9 protein-coding genes and 1 pseudogene are annotated in these 23836 nt (G+C 65.8%); 3 read left to right on the top strand and 7 right to left on the bottom strand.

Translation table 11 applies throughout. The features are described from left to right. Positions 1 to 1184 precede the first annotated feature (1184 nt). Positions 1185 to 7970 (bottom strand): polymorphic toxin-type HINT domain-containing protein, encoded by a 6786-nt coding sequence (locus tag AB0B48_RS03200; protein WP_357195137.1) that lies wholly within the window; start codon positions 7968 to 7970, stop codon positions 1185 to 1187. 248 nt (positions 7971 to 8218) lie between these two features. After that, a complete protein-coding gene (locus tag AB0B48_RS03195) occupies positions 8219 to 11803 on the bottom strand; it encodes a LamG domain-containing protein (RefSeq protein ID WP_357195134.1) in 3585 nt (1194 codons plus the stop codon). Between the two features lie 1164 nt (positions 11804 to 12967). Between AB0B48_RS03195 and AB0B48_RS03190 the strand changes: the two genes are divergently transcribed. After that, positions 12968 to 13738: an META domain-containing protein gene (locus AB0B48_RS03190; RefSeq protein ID WP_357195131.1), complete on the top strand. Its 771-nt coding sequence runs from the start codon at positions 12968 to 12970 to the stop codon at positions 13736 to 13738. Positions 13739 to 13971: 233 nt separating this feature from the next. On the opposite strand, the pseudogene AB0B48_RS03185 reads toward AB0B48_RS03190, so the two are convergent. The 5 genes and pseudogenes from AB0B48_RS03185 to AB0B48_RS03165 all read right to left on the bottom strand — a co-directional run. After that, positions 13972 to 14082, bottom strand: a pseudogene (locus AB0B48_RS03185) (IS5/IS1182 family transposase); the annotation flags it as partial. 46 nt (positions 14083 to 14128) lie between these two features. Further along, entirely contained in the window at positions 14129 to 17023 is a 2895-nt protein-coding gene (locus AB0B48_RS03180; RefSeq protein ID WP_357195129.1) for a Z1 domain-containing protein, read from the bottom strand. Beyond that, positions 17020 to 18006, bottom strand: coding sequence for a PD-(D/E)XK motif protein (locus tag AB0B48_RS03175; RefSeq protein ID WP_357195126.1), 987 nt, complete (start codon positions 18004 to 18006; stop codon positions 17020 to 17022). Before AB0B48_RS03175 ends, AB0B48_RS03180 begins: the two co-directional genes overlap by 4 nt. Beyond that, a complete protein-coding gene (locus tag AB0B48_RS03170) occupies positions 18003 to 19517 on the bottom strand; it encodes an ATP-binding protein (RefSeq protein ID WP_357195123.1) in 1515 nt (504 codons plus the stop codon). Before AB0B48_RS03170 ends, AB0B48_RS03175 begins: the two co-directional genes overlap by 4 nt. Positions 19518 to 19548: 31 nt before the next feature. Continuing rightward, positions 19549 to 21540: an AIPR family protein gene (locus AB0B48_RS03165; RefSeq protein WP_357195120.1), complete on the bottom strand. Its 1992-nt coding sequence runs from the start codon at positions 21538 to 21540 to the stop codon at positions 19549 to 19551. A 521-nt stretch (positions 21541 to 22061) separates the two neighbouring features. Between AB0B48_RS03165 and AB0B48_RS03160 the strand changes: the two genes are divergently transcribed. Together AB0B48_RS03160 and AB0B48_RS03155 are read left to right on the top strand one after the other, a co-directional pair. Beyond that, positions 22062 to 22466, top strand: coding sequence for a very short patch repair endonuclease (locus AB0B48_RS03160; RefSeq protein ID WP_357195117.1), 405 nt, complete (start codon positions 22062 to 22064; stop codon positions 22464 to 22466). Between the two features lie 44 nt (positions 22467 to 22510). After that, on the top strand, positions 22511 to 23824 hold the full coding sequence (locus AB0B48_RS03155; protein WP_357195114.1) for an ATP-binding protein: 1314 nt from the start codon (positions 22511 to 22513) through the stop codon (positions 23822 to 23824). Positions 23825 to 23836 lie beyond the last annotated feature (12 nt).

Below are 23836 nucleotides of genomic sequence, written 5' to 3'. Positions count from 1 at the left end.
TCCCCGGACTCGCGCCTAACGGGGATGGTAGGTCCTGTAGGCCGCATTGGCCTCCTCGAACGACTCAGGTCCCTCGTGGGAGATCACCCAGACGTGCTGATTCCGCGCCCGGTCCTTCCACGACCCATGGATCTCGAAACCGAGATCACGGCGCAGCGGGACGACCAAACGCTGCCACCTGTCCGCCCACTCATCCAGCAGCCCTGCCCGAATCGTGTAGATACGGATTTGCACCGACCGTGCCATACCTGTTGTCACCTCATCCGCAGCGCGACCCTGGGCGTTACGCCATCGACCCTAGTCGCCGCGGTGGCACCATGCCGGCCACACAATGCAGCGCTGTACACCGGGCCGCGCGCACGCGCTGCGGCTTACGGCCCCACGCTCACGCCAGAAGCCCGGGCCATCGACAGCCAGCAGCGATCAATGGATAGATATTGGTCAGAGAGTTGCGCTGACGGCAACACAGGCCAACTCGGGCAACCGACACCCCTCCCCCGAGATTGCACGACCGCAAATAACAGCGCCCTGATGGCGATGCTAGCGCGACAAAGAGATGCCGACCCGTCGGGCAGTTGCCTCCCGACGGGTCGGCGCACCAATAACCACGGCCATGCGCATAGCCGGTCGAGGTTACCTAAGGGCACGGCCAGCTAACTTCAGCATGACACACCTGCAAGCCATTTCGGAGAAGCTTGCGTTTGCAAATTTAATTCTTTGACACGGTGGAAATTCCGCCCAGAGCGAGCGCGAACACGTCCGCCAGAGCCTCTCTCACATCCGAATCTCTATCTATACGCGCCAACGATCTAAACCTCGCCGGGGAGATGTCGATAGTCGCAACTCCACCCCGACCTTCCCCACTCGCCATGGAGAAAAGGACAGCGCATCGATAAGCACGTATCTGGTCACCTCTCGCTTCCCGCATGAGAGGCAACACTAGAACACTCTCCTCCCTCACCTGAGCGCGAAAGGCATCGAGCGACGACCACCTGGTAGCGAAGCCGCTGCCCTCCGCGTCCCGTTGGATCTCCAGCAATGATTCAAAGCTGATGTGGCATACACGAAAATCCGGGTCTTGTTGTCTCACTATGGACATCAGACTTGCGAATCCCCTCGTTAGCAAGCTTCGACGATGCGGCCCCAAAGAACTTCCATGGAAGGCCTCGATATTTCACTCCGGCTCAGTCGCACGAGCATGGATGACGTTGAACAGTGATCGGCGTGTCGGGGTCCAGGCGGCCATCTCTTACACGGTTGACCACCTCATCGACCCTGTGGTGGCCGCCAAGAATGCGCCCATCTGGCGACACTAGGATCCCATCACCATGTTCAGCTTTGTTAATCCCGCCCACAAGGTCGTCATTGTCGAGCATTTCGTGATACCACTGCGAAGCGGGGTCGCGAGTCGACTGGCCGGGAGTGTACCTACCTTCAAGGTCTCCAGCCTTAATTGTTTCGCCGCAGTTGTGCACGAGCACCGGCGTTTTGCCGGCGACCACATAGTACGTGTGAACGTCGGCGACGGTGAGGTCTCGCATGGTTTGGTCGCCGGTGAAGCTGCGGACTGCGGCAACCGTCATCACCTCGCCGGTCGCGCTGTGTAGCCGCTCGGTAGGTTGGAGGTCCTTCGCGTCGGTCCACTCTCTGCGGGTCTCGCTCCAGAATGGGTGGTGCTGGGTGGTGTGGAGGGTGACGGTCTCACCGTTCTGGTCTAGGACGGTCAGATCGGTGAGGTCATTGTCTTGGTTCTCGTGCAGGTCGGTGACCGGCTTCTCGGTGGTTTCGCCTGTTTCCGGGTCGGTGGCGAGGACGAGGTCACCGACCGCGACGTTACCGATCGCACGGGAGGTGCCGTCAGCGAGGAGCACTGGGGTGGCGGGTGCGAAGCTGTGCAGACACCCGCCCTTGCCCTTAAAGCCTGTCCGCGCGCCCGCCGCGATTGATACTGCCGTGATGCCTGATTCTGTCCAGCTTGCAGCCGCGTCTTCCCAGTTTCCGTTGGCGGCACTTCTCCAAGTATTTCCGAATCCCTTGTAGGTGTTGACGACACCCATAGGCAGCGAAGTAACTGCGGATTTCCAGTTTGATGCGTAGGTCTTTCCTGCGTTACCGAGCGCGGTCGTGATCGACATCTTGCCGTCCATCACGGCGTTGAAGTCGTTATAGACGGAGGCCCACGAATCTTTGATCCGCACCGCCGTCGCCGTGATGGGGTCTACCACTGCGCGTTTCGCGCCAGTTAGCATTCCGCTGCCGATTTTGCCCCAGAAGCTCTTCTTGGGCTTCGAGGGCGGTGTCGCGGGGGAAGGCGGCACATAGGTGCCGGCTCCGTCGTTGATCCAAAGCAGGCCCGACGGGTCGCTGAGCGTGACCGGCGAGTTGATGGCATACGTGTAGGGGTTCCATTGTTGCGGGTCGGCGACGTCCATGATCGGGTCGACGGAGACGAACCGGCCTAGCACCTGGTCGTACTGCCGGGCGCCGATGTTGACGAGGTTGGTGGGGTCGTTATCGCCGCCGACGAAGCCTTTGTTGTTGGGCCAGGTGGGGTTTGCTCCGCGTGGGGTGCCGTAGGGGGTTTGGCGGCGGGTGGTGACGGACTGGGTGCCGGCGTTGATGGCGATCTGTTGTGTGCCTTGGTGGTCGCCGTAGAGCCAGGTCAGGTCGGTGATTGCTGAGCCTGCTGTGCGGCTGGCGACCGTAGTGCCGGCGAGGTTGTAGTAGCGGGTGCCAGTCTTAACGGTGCCTTGGAGGCGGATTTCCTGGCCGGGTAGGTACAGGGTGGTCGCGGTGGTGCCGCTGGTGGTGTCGCGGCGGATGAGCCGGATGCCGTTGGCGTCGTAGATGTTGGTTGCGATGTTCTTCCCGCCGGCGTTGACGGTGGCGAGTTTGCCTTCGGCGTTCCAGCCGAGGGTTTGGCTGTTGGTTCCGGTGGCGCAGTCGTTGGCGGTGTTGCCGGCGGGGCGGCAGGTGGTGTTGCCGGTGTTGTCGTAGGCGTACTTATTGACCACGTCGCTTTGGCCCGGTGCTTGCGTCGTCATCGCGGTCACGGCGTGCGGACGTACTACGTTCTGGCCTCCGGTGGGCGTAGCGTAGGTGCGGGTGGTTTCCCCTGCGGCGCTGTGGTTGGTCTCGGTCACCCGGGAGCCGGTGGTGGTAAACGTCCAGTCCTGCCAGTACGGTGCCGGCCCGGCGAGGTTCGCCACGCTAGGGTCGGTCTTGCAGCTCACCCCCGACTTCGGCGTCCAAGCGGACTTAAGGCGCCCGATTTCATCCTGGCGGAAGCACTGGATGTCCGTATTGCCAACTTGCGGTGTGTCCCTGATCGAGGTGATGTTGCCGGCGTCGTCGTGGTCGTAGTTGCGGTCTGAGACGGTGCCCGCCACGTTTTGCCGTTCGATGGTGGTGCGCTTGATCCTGCGGGTCGCCTCATCCCGGTAGATGGTGTCTTGGGTGTAGACACCGTTGGGCATCTTGTAGACCGACCCGTCGCGCTCACCGAAGGTGGTGTAGGTGGCGGTGGCCATGGTGCCCACCGAGCCGGTCAGGCTGGTGTTGATGCTCGTCGGCATGCCGGTGGTGGCGTTGTAGTCGGTGGTGATCTTCTCGTCGACCAGACCACCAGCAGCCGGGTAAGAAAGCGATACCGGCGCGCCGGTGGCGTCGGCGTACTCGTAGCCGTAGACGTAGGTGGAATCCAGGCCCGCCTCGATCGCGGGGATCACGTAGTGGAAGCCCTTGGGCTGATACCGGGCGTCGAAGCTGCGCACCTGCCACTTGTAGGCGTTCGCCGAACCCGCCGGCTCGTACCGGATGGCCTGGGTCAACTGGCCCTTGTACCCAGGCTGACCGGTATACAGGGTGTCGTATTTCCACTCCGCGCGCAGCGCGCCCGTAGCGGAGCCGTCTCGCAGTTCCTTCTTCCGGCCGAGGGTGTCGTAGACGTACCACAGCGCGTCACCGCTGGCATCCACGGTTTTGGTCAGCTCGTTGGCGTCGTTGTAGGTGCTGGTCGTGACCCCCTTGTCGGGGTCTGTCGTCCGCCATTGGCGGCCCTTGGCGTCGAACTCATACACCCATTCGTTGCCGGCGGGGTCGATGTTCTTGACAGCCTGGCCCTTGCGGTTGAACTCGTACCGGGTTTCCAAGTAGCCGCCTGTCACACCGGCGGGGGTGTTGTGATGCCGCAGGGCGATGGTGCGTCCCTGAATGTCGGTCACGGTGGTGGTGGGGGTGCCACCGGCCGGCGGGGTGACCGTGCTCAGGTCACCCTCGTTGGAGGTGACAGTTCGCCATTTAAAGTCCAGGTTGATTTCGCCGTCGCCGGCGAGGAAGACACTCGCCGCGGGTCGGGACGCGCGGTCGAACTCGGTCTTGGTCACGGCGGGTACGGACCATTCCGGCTCCCACCAGAGGGCTCCGGACGGGGTTCCCGGTTCGGCGTGGGCCGCGTAGCTGGTGGCGGCCCGGCCGAACTCGTCGTAGATCGTGTCGGTGACGACCCGGGAACCGCTACCGCTCATCGACAGGGTTTGCGTCTGCCGGGGCCGGAGCAGGCCGTCGAGGATCTGGTAGGAGGTAACGTAGTTGGCGTCGGCGTTGAGGACCTGGCTGGTCACGTACGGGTAGGTGTCCCGGTTGGCCGCGAAGGCGTAGGTGTACTGGGCGAACGGCTTGTTCGGGTTACTCTCGTTCGACCAGCCCAGCTTCCAAACCTTGAAAGTGCGACCCATGGCGTCGTACTCCACCTGATCGGTCACTTTGCCGTTGGGGTCGGTGGTCTTGGTTGTGGATCCCCAGTATGGGTTGGTCTCCACCGACGAAGTCCAGTTGAACGGGCTAGGGCCTGTCGTGCTCACCTTTGTGACTGGGCCCCCGACCGCGGGGGTGTATCCGGTGGTGGTGACGTTGCCCTTGATGTCGGTGGCGGTCAGCGCCCGACCCGTGGGGTCGTAGGTGGCCTGCGAGACCGTCTGCCATACCGTACCCGTGGTCGACGCCCAGTCCTTGAGCTGTTCGGTCTTGGTGACGGCACCGAACGTCGGTGTGGTGTCGGCGCTGCTCCCGCCGTCGTAGGAGAGCCGGACATCGGAGATCACATCGTCGACGCTGGACGGGCTCTTACCGCAAGCTAACGCTGTGGTGGTGGTCTGCTTGACCGCCCCCGTGAGGTTCTTGCTCAGATTGCGGTTGTAGCTGTAAGCAACACACTTTTCGTCGCCGCTCTTCGAGATGTCACCATCATCTTGCGACCACTTCTGCGTGCCGTATGTGTCGTCGAAGCTCGTCGTCTGCCCTGAGGTACGCCAACCCCGCCCGCCGTCCACACCAAGCGCGATGGACGTGTAGGTGGCTTGCGTGTTTACGAACCGCGCCTCAACCGTGTCACCGTTGATCGTCCGGCTGGCGGTCGGCGGAGACCGCCACGGCACGTTCACGGTTTTCGACACCGGCTTGGTCGCGACCCCGTTGTAGAGGACCTGTTCGCGGATCTGGCCGGCGAACTGGTCCTCGTCGTAGACGGTCTCCGAGCCTACGGAGGCGGGGACGGTCACGGTGCGCGTTCCGCCGGACGGGCTGGCCTTGTCGCCGTGCATACCCCGCATGAATTTGGTGACGGTCAAGCTCTGGGTGGCCGGGTCGGATCCGACTCGGGTGTTGATCTGGGAGTAGCCCCGCCACTGAGACCAGGTCTTGCGATCCGGCTTGGACAGCCCGTCGTCGTCGGCGTAGTGCCACGCAGGGGCGCCCGGGTACTCGTACCAGGTGTGAGTGGCGTCTGCCTGCCGGCTGTCCTTGAGCTGAACGTCGTTTTCGGCGATGTGCTCGACCCGGTACTTGTGCCACCACTGAGTGACCAGCCGCTCGCCGCTCGGGTCGTCCGGATCCGGCACCAACACCGGGTAGCAGCGCATGGTATTCGTGTGCGTCGCTAGCGACTCGGTGTTGGCCGCGGTGCACTCGGGTTCGCTGTAGTCGACGTGGATGATCGCGCCGGTCTCGGTCTTGATGTCGGAGATCCGCAGCCAGTTATCCGACGTACCATGCTCTGTCAACACTCGGTTCGCCAGCGTCGTCGCGGTGAACGTGACCGGCGGCAGGCTGACGGTCCCGCCGACGTGCCCGGCGTGGTCGATCTTGTCGAGCCACAAGCCGGTGTGCGTGGAGTCAGCGGTGGCCGTGAAGGTGTGGCTCAGGGTCCAGGACTCCACATCCTGCCAGCCCGGGGTCTTGTTGGTGGTGTCGTAAACCTTCGTGGTGATCTTCTTCAGGCGCTTGGTGGTCCAGAACGTCGGCGAGTACTGCTGCGGACACGACGTAGCGGACGCTTTGCATTCCTGGTCCCAGGGGGTGTCTTTCCAGGAGTCCTTGACTGGGCTCGCCTCGGTGCCGCAGTTGGAGAAGCAGCGCATGCCGGTGTCGAACACCACCTGCGCGTAGGGGGCGGTGTTGCGCTGGGTGACGCCGTGCGTCGCTGCGGTTCGGTCGTAGGTGCCGTAGTCGATGCGGGTGAGGTAGCCGGCCCGGTCGTACGACACGTCGTCGGAGTCGGTGACGTTGCGGGCGTACTTGTTGGTTTCCTTGCCGTACCACAACGACATGGTGTTGCCTCGTACGTCGACGACGTAATCGAGGTTCCACCGCCACGCCTGGACACAGTCGGAGCTGGCGAAGGTGCCCTGGTGGCAGGGCTCGCTTGAGTGGTTACCGAACACCGGCATGGTCAGCGTCGAGTTCGTCTTAGCCGATTGACCCGGCAGGGCATGCATGCCGAAGAAGTACTGCGTACCGTCGGTGGTGGTCACCTTCCAGTACTCACCCACGTCACCGTAGGTCGAGTCGCCGCTGTCGCCGTTGGTCGCGCCTGTCAGCTTCTCAATCTTCGCACCGTCCTCGAAGCGCGAGTGCCAGCCCTTACCCGCCTGGAACACGAGCTCGCCACCGCCGCCGTTCAGGCTTAGGGTGGCGTTGTCGGATCGCCAACACTGGTCACCGGTGCGCTGGGTGTTGTTCGCGCCGTTCTTCATGTCTTCGGAACATGGCACGTAGCGGCGCTCGATGAAGCCGGGTGAGTAGTCGAAGCCCTCACCGATCCACGAGGGCTGGTTGTTGGTCACCTCCGAGCGCCCATCCACGGCCGACGACGAGTAGGCCAGCGTCACCGACGGCGCGGGGCCGGTCGCCGGCGCGGTGCGTACCGGATACGACCAGGAGAAGTCGCCTGATGAGTCGCCGGAGGACCACGTTGATGAGGCAGTCAGGCTGGTGGCGGTGAAGTCGCCGTCCTTGCCAGAGGCGCCTGCGGCCAACACCACGAACGACGCCGCCTGCTGCTCGGTCGCGGCACCGCCCGACGGTCGTTCGCCGGTCCTGGATACCGACGGTGGACGCGCGGCGGTCACTGCTACCTCCGCCGTCGCGACACCGGCGGCGAGGTCATTGGCGGTGCGCAGTGGGATAGACCGGCACCGCGGGTCGTCCGGGGTGGACAACGCGCATTCGGGTACCTGCCACAGCTTCAGCCGTGATGCCCATTCGCCACCGGCGGCGTACCGGAATTTGCTGTAGTCCACCGAGATCTTCGCCGTGCCCACTGCGTCGTCGCGCGGGGTGCTCACCTTCATGACAAGCCCGTCACGCCACGACTGCGGCACTGCCGCTCGGTCCATCACCTGCACATCGACGGCGGCCAGCCGCTCGCCGGCCTTACCCGCGGCGCGGTCCACCCAGACCGGCAAATCACCCGCCTTCGGCCCGCGGCCACCAGCCGCGCGGGCACCAGCCGCACCAAGCTCCACATGGGCGCTACCGGCGGCCGGCCACACCGGTGCGGGTGCGGGTGCGTATTTCACCCGCTGCTGCTCCCAGCCTTTACCCGCCACCGGCCCGCCGTCGTTGTCCAACTTCTCGGCCGGCGCCGGATGCGGTCGCCGGTCGGGCTGGGCCTGGGCGGCGGGCACACCCACCAGGAGCGATGCGACCACCGTGGCGGCCAGTGACCCCGCCACTGACAGGCGACGCGTTGGCGTACCGAGAATCCGCCGGTGCAGCCGGCGAAGAGAGGACCCCGTCAACATGTGTTCCCTTCCCAGGAACCGAAAGCCACTCGAGTAGAGGACTGGTGCAACAGGACGGCGCGCACCGTGGCCGCCGAAGGTCGATGCTTGTGGGTGCTGTGCTGGAGGCTGGTCACACCACAGCACCTACAGCCGGCTTAGCTGGCTTCCTGGGCTTCGTGTAGGGCCAGGACTTGGGCGTCTGTCATCGCGCCTTGATAGAGGCCGAGGTCGTCGACTGTGCCCTGCAGCGGGTGCCAGGTGCCGTTCCTACCCACCACCAACGGACCGTTTGCCTGCCAGGGTCGCCAGGATGTCCGGAGCGTGGTCGTGGTCTTGTGTTCGCCGTTGACATACAGCTTGAGTTGCCGACGGTCGGCGTCCAGGACACCCACCAGGTGCTGCCATGTGTCGCCGACGTTCGGTGCTGGCGCCGTCGCGAACGTGGCCCCGGTACCGTCGTCGGGCGTTGCCGCGGTGTCGAGCATTTTGAGCTTCCACACGCCACCGTTGTCATTGCCGTAGTACAGGTAGAAGCCGCTGACGGCGGTCCCGTTCTGGATCATCACAGTTTGGTAGTCGTCGGTTTGCTCGAGCCGTACCCACACGGACACGGTGAATGACTGGTCGGTGCGCAGCACCGGCGTTGGCTGCCACTGCGCCACCTCGCCTATCGGATTGAGCTTGTAGGCCGAGCGCCCGAATTCGGTTGTCGGTGCAGGTGGAGTGTTCGGGTCAGCGTCGTCATCCAACCCACTGTCGAAGTGCAGGCCGGCGCTGCCGTCCCCACCTCGCCCGGTACCGATCTCGACGCCCTTGGACAAGGCCAGCCACCGATCCCACGCCGTCGTGGTGTCTTTGGCCTCACACGAGTTTACGATCGTCGGTTCCCAGCACGCGCCTTCAGGATCGCTCTCGAATCCCCAGCCACCAACCTGGATCGGCGTCAACATGCCCGGCTCGTCGAACCCGCCTGAGTCGGGGTCTTCCTTGAGGATTCCGGTGAAGTCGTGCGCGACGATCGCTCGATCGAACACCTGAACGTCGGCTATATTGCCGGGCCACCAGTTGCCTGCGGCTCCCCAGAATGTGCGCCCGACCGTGAAGCGGCCCGTCGCAGCCCACGGCGTGGCCGCACGTGACGTCTCGCCAGCATCCTCGCCATTGACGTAGAGGCGCATCGTCTTTGCCGCAGCGTCGTAAATGCCGGCGATGTGCACCCACTTTCCGATGTCCGCGCTGCCCAGCGTCGGGGGGGCGTAGATCGTCGTGCCGCTGCTGTTCTTGTCCACCGAGTCGCGCATATGGAACGACCAGTGGGGTCCCTGGGAGTCGCGGCGGACGCCCAGATAGAACCCGCCTGCCATGGTGCTATCGGTGGTCATCGCCGGGTCTTGGCCCAACACGTTGCGGTCATTGGAAGTATCGATCAACGACGGTCGGACCCACGCCGCCACGGTGAACGACTTGGTGGTGTCCACCACCGGCCCCGACGATGCCGCCTGGCTGCTGGAACCGTTGAACGTCGCGGTCTTCCCGTCGACCATCCGCACGTCATCAGTCCACCCGACGCTGGTGGCAGTCAACGGCGTGCTCGCGCCCACCCCGGATTTGTCCGCCAGCGCCGCCGACTGGTCGATGCCTGGATAGGTCTCCAAGCCCCACTGGGCGATGGCCGGCGACGGGTCGCCCACCGTGAATGAGAACCCGAACTCGTTGCTCTCGTTCAGGGTCCCGTCGATGGCCTTGGCCTTGAACACGTTCCGGCCATACCTCGGAGCGGTCGCGTCCACCTCGACGTATTTCGGACTGGTGCCCTGCGCCGGCTTGGAGAACTCTCCCGCGCTGCCCCACCCGTAGGTGAACCTCGCCACCGTCGTATCCGACGACTCGATCCGGAACCTGCCTGCCCGCCCAGGGCCAGAAGGTGCCGTCACCATGCTCACTGTCACCGGAGGTCTCGTGTTATCGACCGCAAACCGGCACCACGGCGACCACGCCGATTGGAAGTAGGTGTCGGTGTTTCTCACCCGGTACGCGTAGGTCTTGTCCTTCACCAACCCGGACAACGCGACGCTGGTCGCCACCGTGTTCGGGGTGATACCCGTCTTGTCGCCGGGCCCCGCTTTACGTGCCGGAGAGGTGTCAGTCACCGTGGCCATGCCACCGGATGGCACCTCGATCCACTCGAAGTGGGCCGTGAGGGAGTCCCACGAGTCGGCGTCCGGGAACGTCGCCCGCAACGTCGGCGTGAACGTGCCGACCATCAGCACACCGCTGTTGCATGCCACGCCCGCCACCTGCAAGCCTGCCGGGGCGCCCGGCTTGCTGTCGTAGTCCACGAACAGCTTGGCGTTCCCCGGGAAGTACTTCTTCCAGCGGCTCTGCGTCGACTCGCCGCTGCCGTTCTTATCCCCGGCGGCACTGAACCCAAGCGTCATCGTTGACCAACTGTTGCCTGCCACCGCCCGGAGCTGGGTGGTCACCGCCGAACTCTCGAACTGCACCGTCATGTCCGGCTGGATCGCGCCGCATCCACCCGCCTCGTTGGCGTGGCTGCCTGCGGCGGTGAGCATCGTCGACAAACCCATCTTCGACCAGGTCGCCCGCATCGTCTTGTCGATCGCCGGCGACAGGTACATCCAGGTCGGGGTGTCATCACACGAGTGGGTGTGGTCCACCTTCATCTCGACCCGCGCGTCGGCGATGAACTTCCCCTTCAGTGACACCCCGTTGTCAGCCACGGTCGGGAACTCGAAGTACGACCGGTAAATGGCGCCGGTGTCCGGGTTCAACCCCACCCGGGCCACGCCGTGGTCGCTGTTCGACGACCCGTCGTTGGTGGAGTACGCCCACTTGTTGCGTAAATCTGACCAGCGCCACTGCGGATCGATGTAGATCGGGAAATGGGCGGCCGGGGAGTTCAGTAACGCCGGATCCGGAGTCAGCAGGAGGTCGCCACTGTCCGTGATTTTCGCAGCCACCGGGGCCACTTGCGCGGCGTCGCCAGCGGATACGTCGGACGACGGCTCGTCACCGGCCGACTGGCTCCGACCGGTCGCGTTGGCCGCTAACGCCGAGGGCCGCGAGTCCCACATTGCCGCAGGCTCTGCCGAGGCGACCACAACCGCGCCGGCGGTCGCTTTCAAGGCTCCACTCGGGCTGTGGCGAACCTGTGCGTCGCCGCCCAGGTCGAGGCGGATCTGACGTACTGCGGGATTGGACGCCGCCGCGGCGGATTTGACGACAAGGACGTGAGTGAAGCCGACGCGTGTGGCCCTCAGCACCAGGTCGACGTCTGGCAGGACGTTCGGGAAGGTAGCTGAGTCGCCGTCCACTGCCGGCTCCGGCAGGCTTCCCCCCGACCACGACATCGTCATCGTCTTTGCCGCGTTCTTCACGGTCACCAGCGGGCCGGACCCACCGTTGCTGAAGCTGACATCGGCAGCGGAGGCCCGCGGCCGCAACAGACCGTCGGCGTCGCGGAACAGCTCGAGGTTGATGTCGGTCCACTCGCCGGCCTTGCGGGTCCATTGCGGCACCACGGACGACTCGAACGTCATACGCCCGTCCGGCTGCGCGACCACCCTCGCGTACTCAGACCGGGATGCATCGACCACCACCGCCTGGTCACAAGCGGCGGCCATCACCGCGGCAGCCGTCTCCGTCCGGGCCTCGCCCGCACACGCCGCGGCAGCGGGTGCGGCGCCTACCGGCAGCACAACCCCGGCAGTGGCAATCACCAAGGCTGCCGGCAGACCCAGACATGCCATTAGTCGGCTAATCCCAGGCCCCGCGAACTGTTGGGCGCGTCGCCCTACCCGCCCGTTAGACCCCGCCCTGACACGCACATGTGCAGCAACCACCGCAAGGCCCCCGTTGATCACGCCCGATGAACGGCCGAACTGTAGGAAGGTTGATGATCAGCTGTAAAGAGCCGTTACAAGTTGCCAGGATGAAACGGACAGCAGCATGTCAGTCCGACATCAAGTTGACCGAAAGTAACCAGGCGCCGCCGGCAGAGACACGGCCAGGCGCTCATCAGCCCTTGTCACCTTCGTCGGTGATCGAGCGGGGGTTTTCGGTCGATAAACGGGGAATCTACACGACACCCCGCCAGGTCTGATCGGCCCCGCTAGCCCTGCCAGCGTGCCGTGCCCGCCTGACGGCATGCGCACTTAACGAACCTGCAGCAACCATTCCTTGGCCAATACACAAGCACCAGAATCTTCGGGCAGCCGGGCCGCACGCAGTGTGTGGCCCAGCTCGTCCTCTACAGTGCGGATCGCAGCGGTGCTCTGAACGATCGCGGAGGTTCTCGCCAACCACGCCTTCGACTACGTGGAATCAGCCGGTGATGTTCCCTGGGTAGCCGTTCGGCCACCACATTCGGCAGGGTGACCAACCCGGTGGATTTGCGACCGTCGGAAACCGCCCCTGCGTCATCTCCGGCCGGCCCACCGGCAGCACCGGCGCGAAAAGCTCGAAGAGGCGGCTCACTTGCTCCGGACCGTACTCGTCCCAGGTTTCCGTCGCCAGGAGCCACCAGCCACCCGTAGCGAGCGGCTCCACCTCAACAAAACGCCCCGGACGCGCGGAGGCCCTACACCCGGGGCAAGAGCGTCCTCGCGTCACCTTCGGGAGTGGCAATCCGGCAGACTCGCGGGCACATCCAACACCCCTACTAACCGTTGAATGAGCAGGCGCATCTGCTTGCCTTATGCCGCCCGGTCTCCAGCCCCCGATGGTGCCCGGAGGAGCCGGAAGACCGCTGGATAGGGAGCCGAATGGCATATCAAGGCCGCCTCGCAACCCTGGTCGTGACAGGAGTACTGCTCGCCGGATGCGATCGACAGGGCTACCCGGAGCCCGCGGACCCGAGGCCGATCGCGGGCACGACAGGACGGGTGACGCCGTTGGCGCCTGAATCGCTGATCGGCTCCTGGACGCTCGTCGACGTTGCCGACCCCGGCGCGGGCAAGATCCTGCACCTCGCACACGGAATTCTGCACCTGGTGGGCAGCCACTGCGGCACCCTGGGCGGGGCCTGGCAGGCCAACAGCGAAGGCGCCTTCCTCGCCGACATCTCGACGGCTTCCACGGCCGCCGTCGAAGGCATCCCTGGCTGCGAGAAGGCTAGCCAGGAGACACCGGAGTGGCTACGACGCGTGACGGCCTACCAGTTTGACGGAGCCGGACTACCCGTACTCCTCAACGGGCAGAACCATGTTGTCGCCCGGCTGATCCCCGGGGCGACACCGACCCCCGAGCCCGACATGGCCGACTCCGTGCTGGAACCGCCGGTGATTACGGACGAGGCTCGACGAGCCCTGGCACCGGCTGTCGCACTACCGGCGACGCTAGTTTCCGCAGACCAGCGCCAGGCGGTTGGCCGTTGGGTACCCGCACGCGGGCACAAGGCGGCGTACCTGGAGTTCGCGGCAGACGGTGAGTGGCGCGGGTCCGATGGCTGCAACGACGAGAGCGGCCGGTGGATCGCCGCTGCTGGCGGCACCCTGCTCGCCACCGCGAGGCCGATCACGCTAGCGTTCTGCACCGGTAGCGTGCCGGTCGGGCAATGGGTCACGACGGCCAGACGAGCCGGTCTTGACGGTAAAGTTCTGGTGCTTCTCGACGCCCGAGGCGACGAGACAGGCCGGCTAACTCGCACGAACTGAAAGCCGTCCTGCAAGCGGCCGCTGCTGTGGGACAGCACAGGATTCCGAACGGTAAACAGAGCCTGCATAAGGGTCACTATGGTGTTCCATCCACGAGACACTCCCCATGTTCTGGGTTCCCGATGCGGTTTTGCCCCGTCCGAAGGCCCGGGCAGCGATCTCGCCGAGCGGGTCGAGCTCGGCATACACCACCCAGGGCTGTTCCTCGATCGGCCGGCTGCGATTCTCGCCCGCGCCCAGACCAGCCGCCCGGCGGCCTCGGCCAGGACTTGGACGTTTGTGTGGCGCTTGCGCTTGCCGGAGTAGTAGGGCCGCTGGTCTGCGACTCGGTCGATCGAGATTAGCTCAGGCTCAGGAGAAACTGCAGATGGTGGCGACGCCCCTCACAGGTTATGGCGCCGGAGGGGTGTCGATGACAATGTCGTTCGGTCTGCCGCTGTCCATGGTGGTCCAGATCAATCGCTTGCTGCCTCCACCGGTGCTCAGAGGGGTGACGGCGCGGAATCCGATCGTGACCAGTTCCGGATCGACTCGGTCGCCGCGCGCTCCCGTCAACGTTTCCGGCTTGACCGATGGATACAGGGTCAGTACCGCTGTATAAGGCGCTGCCAGCGCGTCAGCGGCCGGATCAGGGTCCGCGTCGAGACCGGCGATCCGTGCTGCCGCGTTGCGGTGGCGGCTTTCGCTGATGGCGCTGAGAGTTCCCGTTTCGCTCCGCTTCCTGTCGAAGATGCTGAACGGCCCGTGTCCGAGGATCATGCGGCCGGTAGCAGGGTCCACCTGCTGGGGAAGTAGCACGACCCACTGTCGGAGCTGGGTCGGGGCAAGCGAGTTCAGCCAGGCGCGTTCCGGGACGAATATGTCATCCCGGAGCCACTGCAGACGGTTTAGCACCGCCATCATCTCGTTATGCATCAACACCGCATGGTAAGCCACATATAATGCTTTCGATCTAGTTGCCCTGAATGCGACCGTGCCGGTCTCCGCAGCGGAGGCCAGGACCGGCTCCCAGAGCCTGAGGTTCAGCAGAGCCCGCTTACCCTTTTCCGGGTGCGCGACCGGCTCCATGGGTTCGCCTGGCGAGCTACGTGAAACCAGTCGGGCGTTCCACATCTTGTTTCGGCCGGTCGGCCGGAGGTCAGGACGGTGCTGTTCTACCAGCGGAGGAACACGGCGCGGCGTCAGTCGCGATTCCGGAGCTGTCTCGGTTGAATACTTGCGGAGGTCATCGCGCAGAGACTGTTCGTCCTGGCAGGCGGCACCGAACAGCGCATGCAGGTCCTCGGTCGTGTACAGGCGGACCAGGTCGCGGAAGCCGGACCGGAAACCGAACCACCGGCCCATCTGCATCAGGGTGTCGACTTGTTTGGTTGCGCGGCGGTAGTAGGTCACAGTGAGGCCCTCGACGGTGAAGCCACGCGCGAGCTTGTTGCCACCGACGAGGATCCGCCACACACCGCGCTGGTCGAAGTCGAGATCCTCCTGGTGCCTTTCGAGGTCAGGGTCACTGTTGACGATAATGACCGGAGTGCCGTGACGATCGGCCGGCTGGATCAACCCGATCGCGCCAGCGATGTGCTCGTGCAACTCTTCGAAGCTGCCCGGCATGGCTGCTCCGGGTGCCTGCGCGGTGGTGACGGGGAGGATGTCGGTCTCATACAGCTCCCTGAGCCGCTGAAGACCTGCCGAGCTGTGGTAGCCAGCCGTCGCCCAGAGCTTGTCGATGACCCGTGCGGTCTCGCGGTGGGACTCGCGACCCATCGCTTCGTGCACGAGCATGGTGTGGTGCCGGGAGCTACCGGCACCGTTCCGTTCACGGTAGACCTTGAGTGCGCCTGTGAGTACGTACATGTCCAGGGCGGTCCGCAGCTCGTGATCCGTGGGCTCGTCGCTGAGGTGGCGCACGTGGGCGCGTTCCTTCGATGTCTTCAACGGTCGCTGTCCGACCGGGCGGTCGTCGTCGAAGTCGTGGAAGTCGTCGGCGCCCATGTAGCCGAGCGGCCGGGGCAGCGAGACGATGAAGTCCTTGGGGAAGATGTCCTCGACGTCGGACGGGTCGATGAAGACGTTGGCGTACGGCGTGGCGGTGTAACCGACGTACTGGGCGCGGGGCAGCATCGTCAGAAGCTGGGCGATGAGCCGGTTGATCGCGGTGCGTTTCTTGCTGTCCTCCTTCCACTTCGCGGGGCTGGTGGTGTTGACCGACGCCTGGTCGGACTCGTCGTCGATGATGAGCACGGGGATCTCGCCGAGCCGCGCGCTGACCTTCTTCAGGTCGGTGACGAGGTTGGTGAGGACGGACGCGTTCTTCTTCGCCACGACCAGGCGGGCGTCGCTGGTGTAGAGGTTGGCGGGGTGGAAAAACTCCTTGGTGGCATCGTGGCGTTTGAACCGTAGCGCCGAGATGCCTTGTTTGAGGCGCTGGTAGTCGCCCGCATAGTTGCTGAGGCGTTCAATGTCGGGATGGCCGGAGTCGGACGGTCTGCCACCGTGGTTGATGAACTTGTGGCGTTTCCAGTCGTCGTCGTAGCGGTACTCGTGTGCGGTTGGGTCGTGGTCGGGCTCGATGTTCTCGCGCCCGCACAGTTCCATGTCGAGTCGCCGCTGGGTCTGGGCCCTGAGCATGTTGGTGGTGCCGGTCAGAACGATGACCATCCGGTAGCCGGAGTCGATGGCCTTGGCGATCACACCGGTGAAGTTGGCGGTCTTCCCGCTCTGCACGTATCCGACGACGAGGCCCTTGGCCTGGTAGGCGACTTTGCGGGTGGGGTCGGAGATGCGCCGGACGACCTCCTCCGTGGCCTCGTCGATGCCGGCGACGGCGGACGGGTCCCAGCTGTTCGCCAGCAGGTTGGCGCTGTAGTGGGCCCAGTAGAAGTCGCGTTCGGTGCGCCGCTGGGGGGTACGCCATTCCTCGAAGTGTTCGGCGATGACGATAGGGGCGTCGGTCGCGGCCCAGGGGATGATCTCGGAGAGGAGCTCCTCGGTGGCCCGGTCGAGTTCGAGTGCGCGGCAGATGGCGGCCCGCCGTTCGGCGGTGTGGGGCGCGGTACCGGCGGCCCACGGTCCGTTGTCCGTGTGGTCCCAGGTCGACAGCTGGTAGGCGAGGCGTTGGCGCAGGGCGTCGTCTGGGCCGGCGCTCTGCAGATGCGCGAGGAGTGCGGTCCCGTCGGTCAGTGAGGTGTCCCTGGCGAACAGGGCCGCGAACTGGTGCAACGGTCCGGGGCCGGCGGTCTTCATGCCGTCGAGGGCGGAGCTGTAGCCGGTGGTGACGGTGTCGCTCATCGCAGCTCCTGTTGTCCGGCGGTGAGGGCGGTGCGCAGCGGGTCCGGCGGGTTGTCTTCGGGCCGGCCGGTGAGGTCGGTGCGGTAGCGGACGTCGGTGACCCGGGCGAGGTCTGTCTGGGGTTGCAGCATGGCGGGTGTGATGCGGGGGAAACCGGCGTCGACGATGAAGGTCGCCGGTGGTGTCCTGAGCCGCCAGCGGGTGCCGCAGGAGGTGGTGTGGCGGTCCGCCCACCCTGCGGCGTGGAGCAGGTCGTCGAACCGGATCCGGTCGGCTCCGGCGCTCAGCAGGGCGCGGCTCCGTTCGATGAGTTCAGGCAGGGTGGCACCGTCGTGGCCCGCGACGGTGACCTGGACGGAAACCAGCCACAGTGGCCGTGTGCCGGTCGGTACGAGTTGGGTGAGTGATTCGATGGTGTGCCTGCGTTGTTCGTAGGTGGTGGTCTTGACCTCCACGTCGTAGCCGGGGAAGCCGAAGTCGTGTTCCTCCGACAGAGCTCCCCGCCACGCCTGCAGTGCCACTGCCGGTCCTGCGGTCAGGGCCACGCCGGTGAACAGGCACAGCTCGCCGAGCATGCCGGTCTCGGTGGAACGCTGCAGGGTGGCTTCGGGCTGGAGGAGGTGGCCCAGCTGGCGGAGGGTGTCGCGGACCGCGGAGGTCATCGGCTGGTGATTTAGCTGGATCCGGTCGGCGACGGTCCGCAGCAGGGGGTAGGCGTCGAGGAACACGCGGGGGTCCGTGATGACGAGCTCGATCATCCGTTGCCCACCGTGGTGGACGGTGCGGACGGTGACGTGTTCGAGGCCGGTGGGTGCCGGTCGCTCCTCCGGGTGGGCCGGTCCGCGTAGCCCGACCCGGTCACCGGGAACGGTGAACAGCACCAGGCGGGGCTCGCCGGGTACCGGGTGGTCCATCGGTGCCGTGTGACGTAGGTGTCCGGCGAAGGTCTCGATGCTGAGATGGCGTTCGCTGGGCGTGCTCACCGGCGCTCCTCGTAGGCGGCGCGTTCGGCGCGTGCGGCGGTGGTGAGCAGGCTCTGCCAGAGTTCGATGTTGTCCTTGTCCCTGGGGCCGAGGTGGGCTCCCTGGAACGTGGTCTCGGCGAGCAGGTACAGCAGCGTCTTGAGTACCGGCAGGTCGTTGAGGCCTCCGCGTCGGCCGCCTAGCAGCGCGGCACGGTAGTTCCTGTTCAGCCAGAGGGTGTTCGCCTCTCGGTCGACCTCGATGAACTCGTTGTCCGGGAGCGCCTTCCAGAGGATGTTGACGGGCTCATCGGTCAGCTGGGGCAGCTCGTCGCGGATCTCGCGGATGACCTTCGGGTGCAGGCCGCGGCCGGGCGGGACGACCGCCCGGCGTCGGGCGGTGGTTCGCTGGTTCGTGGTCGTCCAGACGGCTTCGGCGGCCTGCAGGTAGGCGGTGATGTCGGTGCCGTCTTGGGCGCGGGCGCGGGCGACGGCTCCGGCGAACCGTGGGCCGGCTGTCACCCGGGTCTTCTCCGGGTTCATGGTGAACAGGCCGGGGGTGTCACCGTCGATGTCGATTTCCACGCGGGCGAGCTGGAGTCTGCGGTCCGCGGCGTGGACGCCTTCCCATCCGCCGGCGTGCAGGAGCCGGTCGTGGCGGTACACGTAGAGGCCCTGGCGCTGCTCCGCACCGCCGGGGAGCCGGTACTGCGGCAGGTTCGACCGGCCGGGCCAGATGTGGCAGCGCAGGACGACGGGGTTGCCGTCGAGGTCGGCCCGCAGCTCCTTGGGCCAGCCGCGGGGTGTCCCGGGGCAGGCGAACGGGTCCAGGGCATTGACGGTGCTGGCGATGCCGGCGCCGAGGCCGGTGTCCTCGACGTCGATGCTGATGTGGATGTTCCTACGCGTGATGATGCGGTGGAAGGTGAGGCCGAGGTGTCCCTGCAGGTGGGAGATGGTCCGGGTGAGGAACTCCTCGACCTGGGCCGGGTCGTCGGTCGAGGGGAAGCCGGCCACGTCGTCCCAGCGCACGACGGTTCCGCTGGGGTTGGTGGGCAGCGGCCAGTTGCGGTTGAGTTCCGCGGCGGCGAAGTCGCTGGTGACGATGTCGCACCGGTAGTCGCGGCGGCCGCCGTTCAGCAACCACCGGCGTCCGACGGGTGGGTGGCCCGCGGCGCGGGACATGACGGTGAGGCTGGCGGCCTGGCTGAAGGACGCGGCCTTGAGGCCGACGCCGAACCGTCCGAGGTCGGTGCCGGAGTAGTTCCGGCGTCCGCCGACCGTCATCGCGGCGTCGATGGTGTCGGGTCTGATGCCGCTGCCGTTGTCGACGACGTAGAGACCGACGAGCCTGGTGTGGTGCCGGATGAAGCGGATCCGGATGCGGTCGGCGTCAGCGTCGATGGAGTTGTCGACAAGGTCGGCGAGAGCGGTCTCGAGGGAGTGGTTGCGGCCGAGGGCGTCAAGGGCACGCGGGTCCGGTGGGAGTTCGGTCGTTCCCTCGACGGGTACGTCCCGGGTCCACACGGACATGTGGCGCCACCTCTCGGTTGTGGTTTATGGGTCAGAACCCGGCGACGGGCCGGAAGCCACGCCGGCGCGCACGGCGCATGAGCGGCACCGCGGCGAGGACGTCCCTACCGGCGGGTGTCCACCCCTCGCGGAGCGCCTCGGCGACGTTGGCGGCGGTGCGTTGGTCGGCTCCCTCGAGTGTGCCGGTGGAGCGCCCCCAGTCGACCAGGTCCGACCAGTCCTGCGCGGTGGTCCCCTGGACGAGCTGCAGGTCCTCGGCGTAGGTGTCGACTTCGACCAGCTCCGCCTCGAGCGCCGGTGAGGGCTGCCAGTCCAGTTCACGGACCGCGTCCCAGCACTCCGGCCGCTTCGCCCACTCCCCGACGTGGACCCGCCCGTCCGGTGGGGAGGTGATCACTTTCTGGGTGAGCATCGAGACCTCAGCGATGGCTTCCCTCAGCGCCGGCGAGAGGTCCTGGTCGCGCCAGATCCTGTCGAGGTCGATGCGGCCGCGGGTGGCGTGCACGAGGAACGCGATGGTGTACGCCACGATATTGATCTTGTATCCGCCGAAGTCCTGGTCTCGTACGATCCGGTCGGTACGGCGGAACAGGATCGCCTTGGCGACGAGCCTGCGACAGTAGGCCTTGTCTACGGTGACCGGCTCGTCCTTCAGGCGCCCCTGGAAGAGCACGAAGTTCTTCTCACCGCCGCGGCTGACCAGGTGGGGATAGCGTGCCCACGCCTGCTCGAACCTCGCCAGGTCGGCCTTGTCGAACTTCTGGTCGGGCGGGTTCGACGCGCGGAAGGTGGCCCGTCGTGCCGGCGTCGACTCCCTGGCGACGGCGTCGGCGTACTGGCCGCGCGCCCGTTCGTAGTACCAGTGGGTGTCCACGCGGTGCACCGGCCCGGGTGGGGCGAGAAGCGTCCGCATGATTCGCTCCACGTCGATGTGGAAGCCGCTGTTGGCGCGGAGATCGGATGCGGTGACCTTGTTCTGGGTGTTCGAGTACTGGGAAATACGGGGAACGATTTCCTCGAGCCGGTCCGGCGACACGACCGTGAGCTTCATCTGCACATGCACGTTGTCGACCTCGATCCCGTTACGGCGCGCATGGTGGATCGAGGCGGTGGTCTGACCGCCGTTGACGATCTGCAGGCCGTGGATCCGCCGGATGACGGTTTGCCCGTTGGCCCCCCGGTCCAGGTCCACCCGGGACGCCGTGGCCGCGATGCCGTTGTTGTAGGCGAGAAACCTGTCCGGGGTGGTCCGCAGCGTCTCCTGGATACCCCGGTTGACCGCACCCTTCGTCTGCAGGAAGGACCGCACGTTGAGCTCGAGTAGCCGGCCGCCGTGCTCGGCGTACAACGCGGCCAGGTCCGCTCCGGGCACGATGGCCAGGAACACCGAGTAATCCCCCGCCGTCATCGGTGCGGTCAGGCACGGCAGGCCGTCAGGAAACTCAGCGATGATCGGCTCCGCCTGAGTCCCGGAAACCGACCACGCGGCCAGGCGACGCAGGTCCCACAGCTCCCGGACGACCTTACGGCCCTCGATCTCCGTCGTCATGGCGGGTTCCCGCACCACACTGCGGGCGTTGGTGACAATGATGAAACGGATCCGGTCGACCTGGTGGAACTTCTCCGCGACCGCCCGTTCCATACCGAGCACCTCGGACGAGGGGTTCCTGCGTCGTGGGGTACCCGGCACGGCCCTCAGCAGGAAGTTCTGCAGCCGCCGGGTCACCGCGTCCAGCTCGGGACGGTTGATCTTGTGTGCTTCGTCCGCCCGGGGGCTGTACACCGTCGCGAACAGGTCCAGACACCGGTCATCGGAGGAAAGCCCGTAACCGCTGATCTCCACGCCATGGTCGCGGTACATGACCACAGTCGCGTCCTCGGTGTAGCCGTCCAGGCTGAACTGGTCCAGCATCATCCGCGCGAACGCCTCCGCCAGGTCGCAACCGTCGGCGTCCGCCTGCGCCCGGACGTCCTCGATGAGGGTGTGCGCGAACGCGCTCACGTCCACGTCCACGTCAGGCATGATTCGACCCGGGTAGGGCGCACGCGACCGCCGTTACGGATAGGACCGCCAGGGGTAAACATTCAGACATCGTGCAGTCTTCCGAGACGAGGGGGTGCCGGGCGAGGTACGGAGGTGGTCAGCATGGGTGACAGGGCTCTTCAGCATATTCGTCTGACGGCCGAATCCGGGAAGCTCGGGACCGCGATGTCACGGCGACTTTCAACGTACCGGATCGCCCTTTCCTGCATGGGCCGGTGGTCGTCGCACCGGTACCGGCACCTGTCCGGGCCGGACCTAAGCCGCACCACCGGTGAAACCGCCCTTTGTGCTGCCGTGTCCCGACCCGGGCCTTCAGCCCGTTCGGTTGAAATCGATGTGTCCGCAGATCCCACCGCCCGCCGGGCGGTCGGCTGGTCACGACCGGCGCAGTGCTACCGGATCCGTCCGGACGGCCGGCAGGCGCCGCACCCAGGACGGGGGACGCTTTGACGTCCACCGGTCGACGCCCAGCGCCTCTCAACGCGCTCGTGTCAAGGCAGATGAGCCGGATGCCACGCTCCTCCACGCTCCCGGAACTCCTCATCCGTCGTGAACTGCACCGTCGGGGGATGCGCTACCGGGTCAACCACAAACTGCTGCCCGGACGCCCCGATATCGCCTTCACCAGAGCGAAGCTTGCCGTATTCATCGACGGATGCTTCTGGCACTTGTGCCCGCTGCATGGCGCTGTCCCCAAGAACAACTCCGCTTGGTGGGCCGCGAAACTGCAGCGCAACGTTCAGCGTGACCGCGAGAAGGACAACCAGCTCACCGCACTCGGCTGGACGGTCACGCACTTCTGGGAACACGAGGACCCCATGGACGTCGCCGACCGCATCGAAGCGCTCTGGCAGCAAAATCGGGGAGCACCGGAGCGCGGTACAAGATCACCACGTCATGTGTGACATCCTGGTCCTGCATCTGTCGTCATGCACCAGGGAGGAAACCGATGTCGGCCGGATCATGGTTCCACGTGCCACCCTCGGCCGCGAGACTGACCGGTTCCCTGCGCGACATCGGCTACGAGTTCCCGACCGCTGTAGCCGATATCGTTGACAACAGCATCGCCGCAGGAGCGACCCACGTCGACATCAGCATCGAATTCGACGGTGCCGACTCACGGGTCTTCATCACCGACGACGGTTCGGGCATGACACCCAACGCGCTCCTCGAAGCCCTCCGTCTCGGATCACGACGTGGCTATGCCGACGGAGACCTCGGTCGGTACGGGCTCGGACTGAAGACCGCGTCACTGTCGCAGTGCCGGTCCCTCACTGTGATCACCCGGAGCACGCCGAATATCTTCCGTACCTCCGCCCGTAGCCTCGACCTCGACATCGTCGAGGAATGGGACGAGTGGGTCATCGTCGATCCAGGTGCCGATCCCGACGTCAGCCGTGCCCGGAATTGGCTCGCCGAGGGCACCGGCACAGTAGTGCTCTGGCGCAGTCTCGACAGGGTTCTCCCCGAGCGCCGGCCCGAAGGCGGCTGGGCGAAACGGCGTATCGAGACGCTCGCCAACCGCACCGCCGAACACCTCGGAATGGTGTTCCACCGTTTCATCGAAGGCGCCACCGGCGGCGGCCGACAGGTCGTGATCTCCGTCAATGGACAGAAAGTCCGCGCCTGGAACCCGTTCGCACCGGACGAAGCTGCCCGGCAGGAACTGCCGCCCCAACGCTTCGAGGTCACACTCGGCAACGCCGGGGGCCACGTGACCCTGCGCCGCTACATCCTTCCCTCACGTGACGGCTTCAGCTCCCCGGCCGAGTTCGAACGGCACTCCGGGCCGCTCAACTGGAACCGTCAACAGGGCCTCTACGTCTACCGGTCCGATCGGCTCGTCCAGTGGGGTGGTTGGGGCGGCATCCGCGGCATCGATGAACACACGAAGCTCGCCAGGGCATCCGTCGACTTCGGCACCGGCCTCGACTCCGCATTCAACATTAACGTTGCCAAGATGCGGGTCGCGATCCCCGCCCAGCTCCGCCAGATGCTCGAAGCACCGATCAATGAGCTGTGCATCTACGCCAACGACGCCTACCGCAAGACCCCCCGCACCACCGCGACGCGGCGGCCGGTCCCGGCTGGTCTCGGTACCCCGCCCGAGGTCCGCGCCGCCACGCATGCCGCCGCCACCGCCGGACTCGCCCTGCGGGCGGCAGCGATGCAGGCCGGGGAATGGGCAGCCTGGCAGCGCATCACCACCGTGCTGCGAGAACAGTCGCCCGACGTGCTGAACACCCTCGGTCTGGACACCTGAAGCCGCCCGCGG

It is taken from the genome of Micromonospora sp. NPDC049089, assembly GCF_040648775.1.
In the GTDB taxonomy this organism is placed as follows: domain Bacteria; phylum Actinomycetota; class Actinomycetes; order Mycobacteriales; family Micromonosporaceae; genus Micromonospora.
This window is presented reverse-complemented; position numbering and strand designations above follow the sequence as displayed.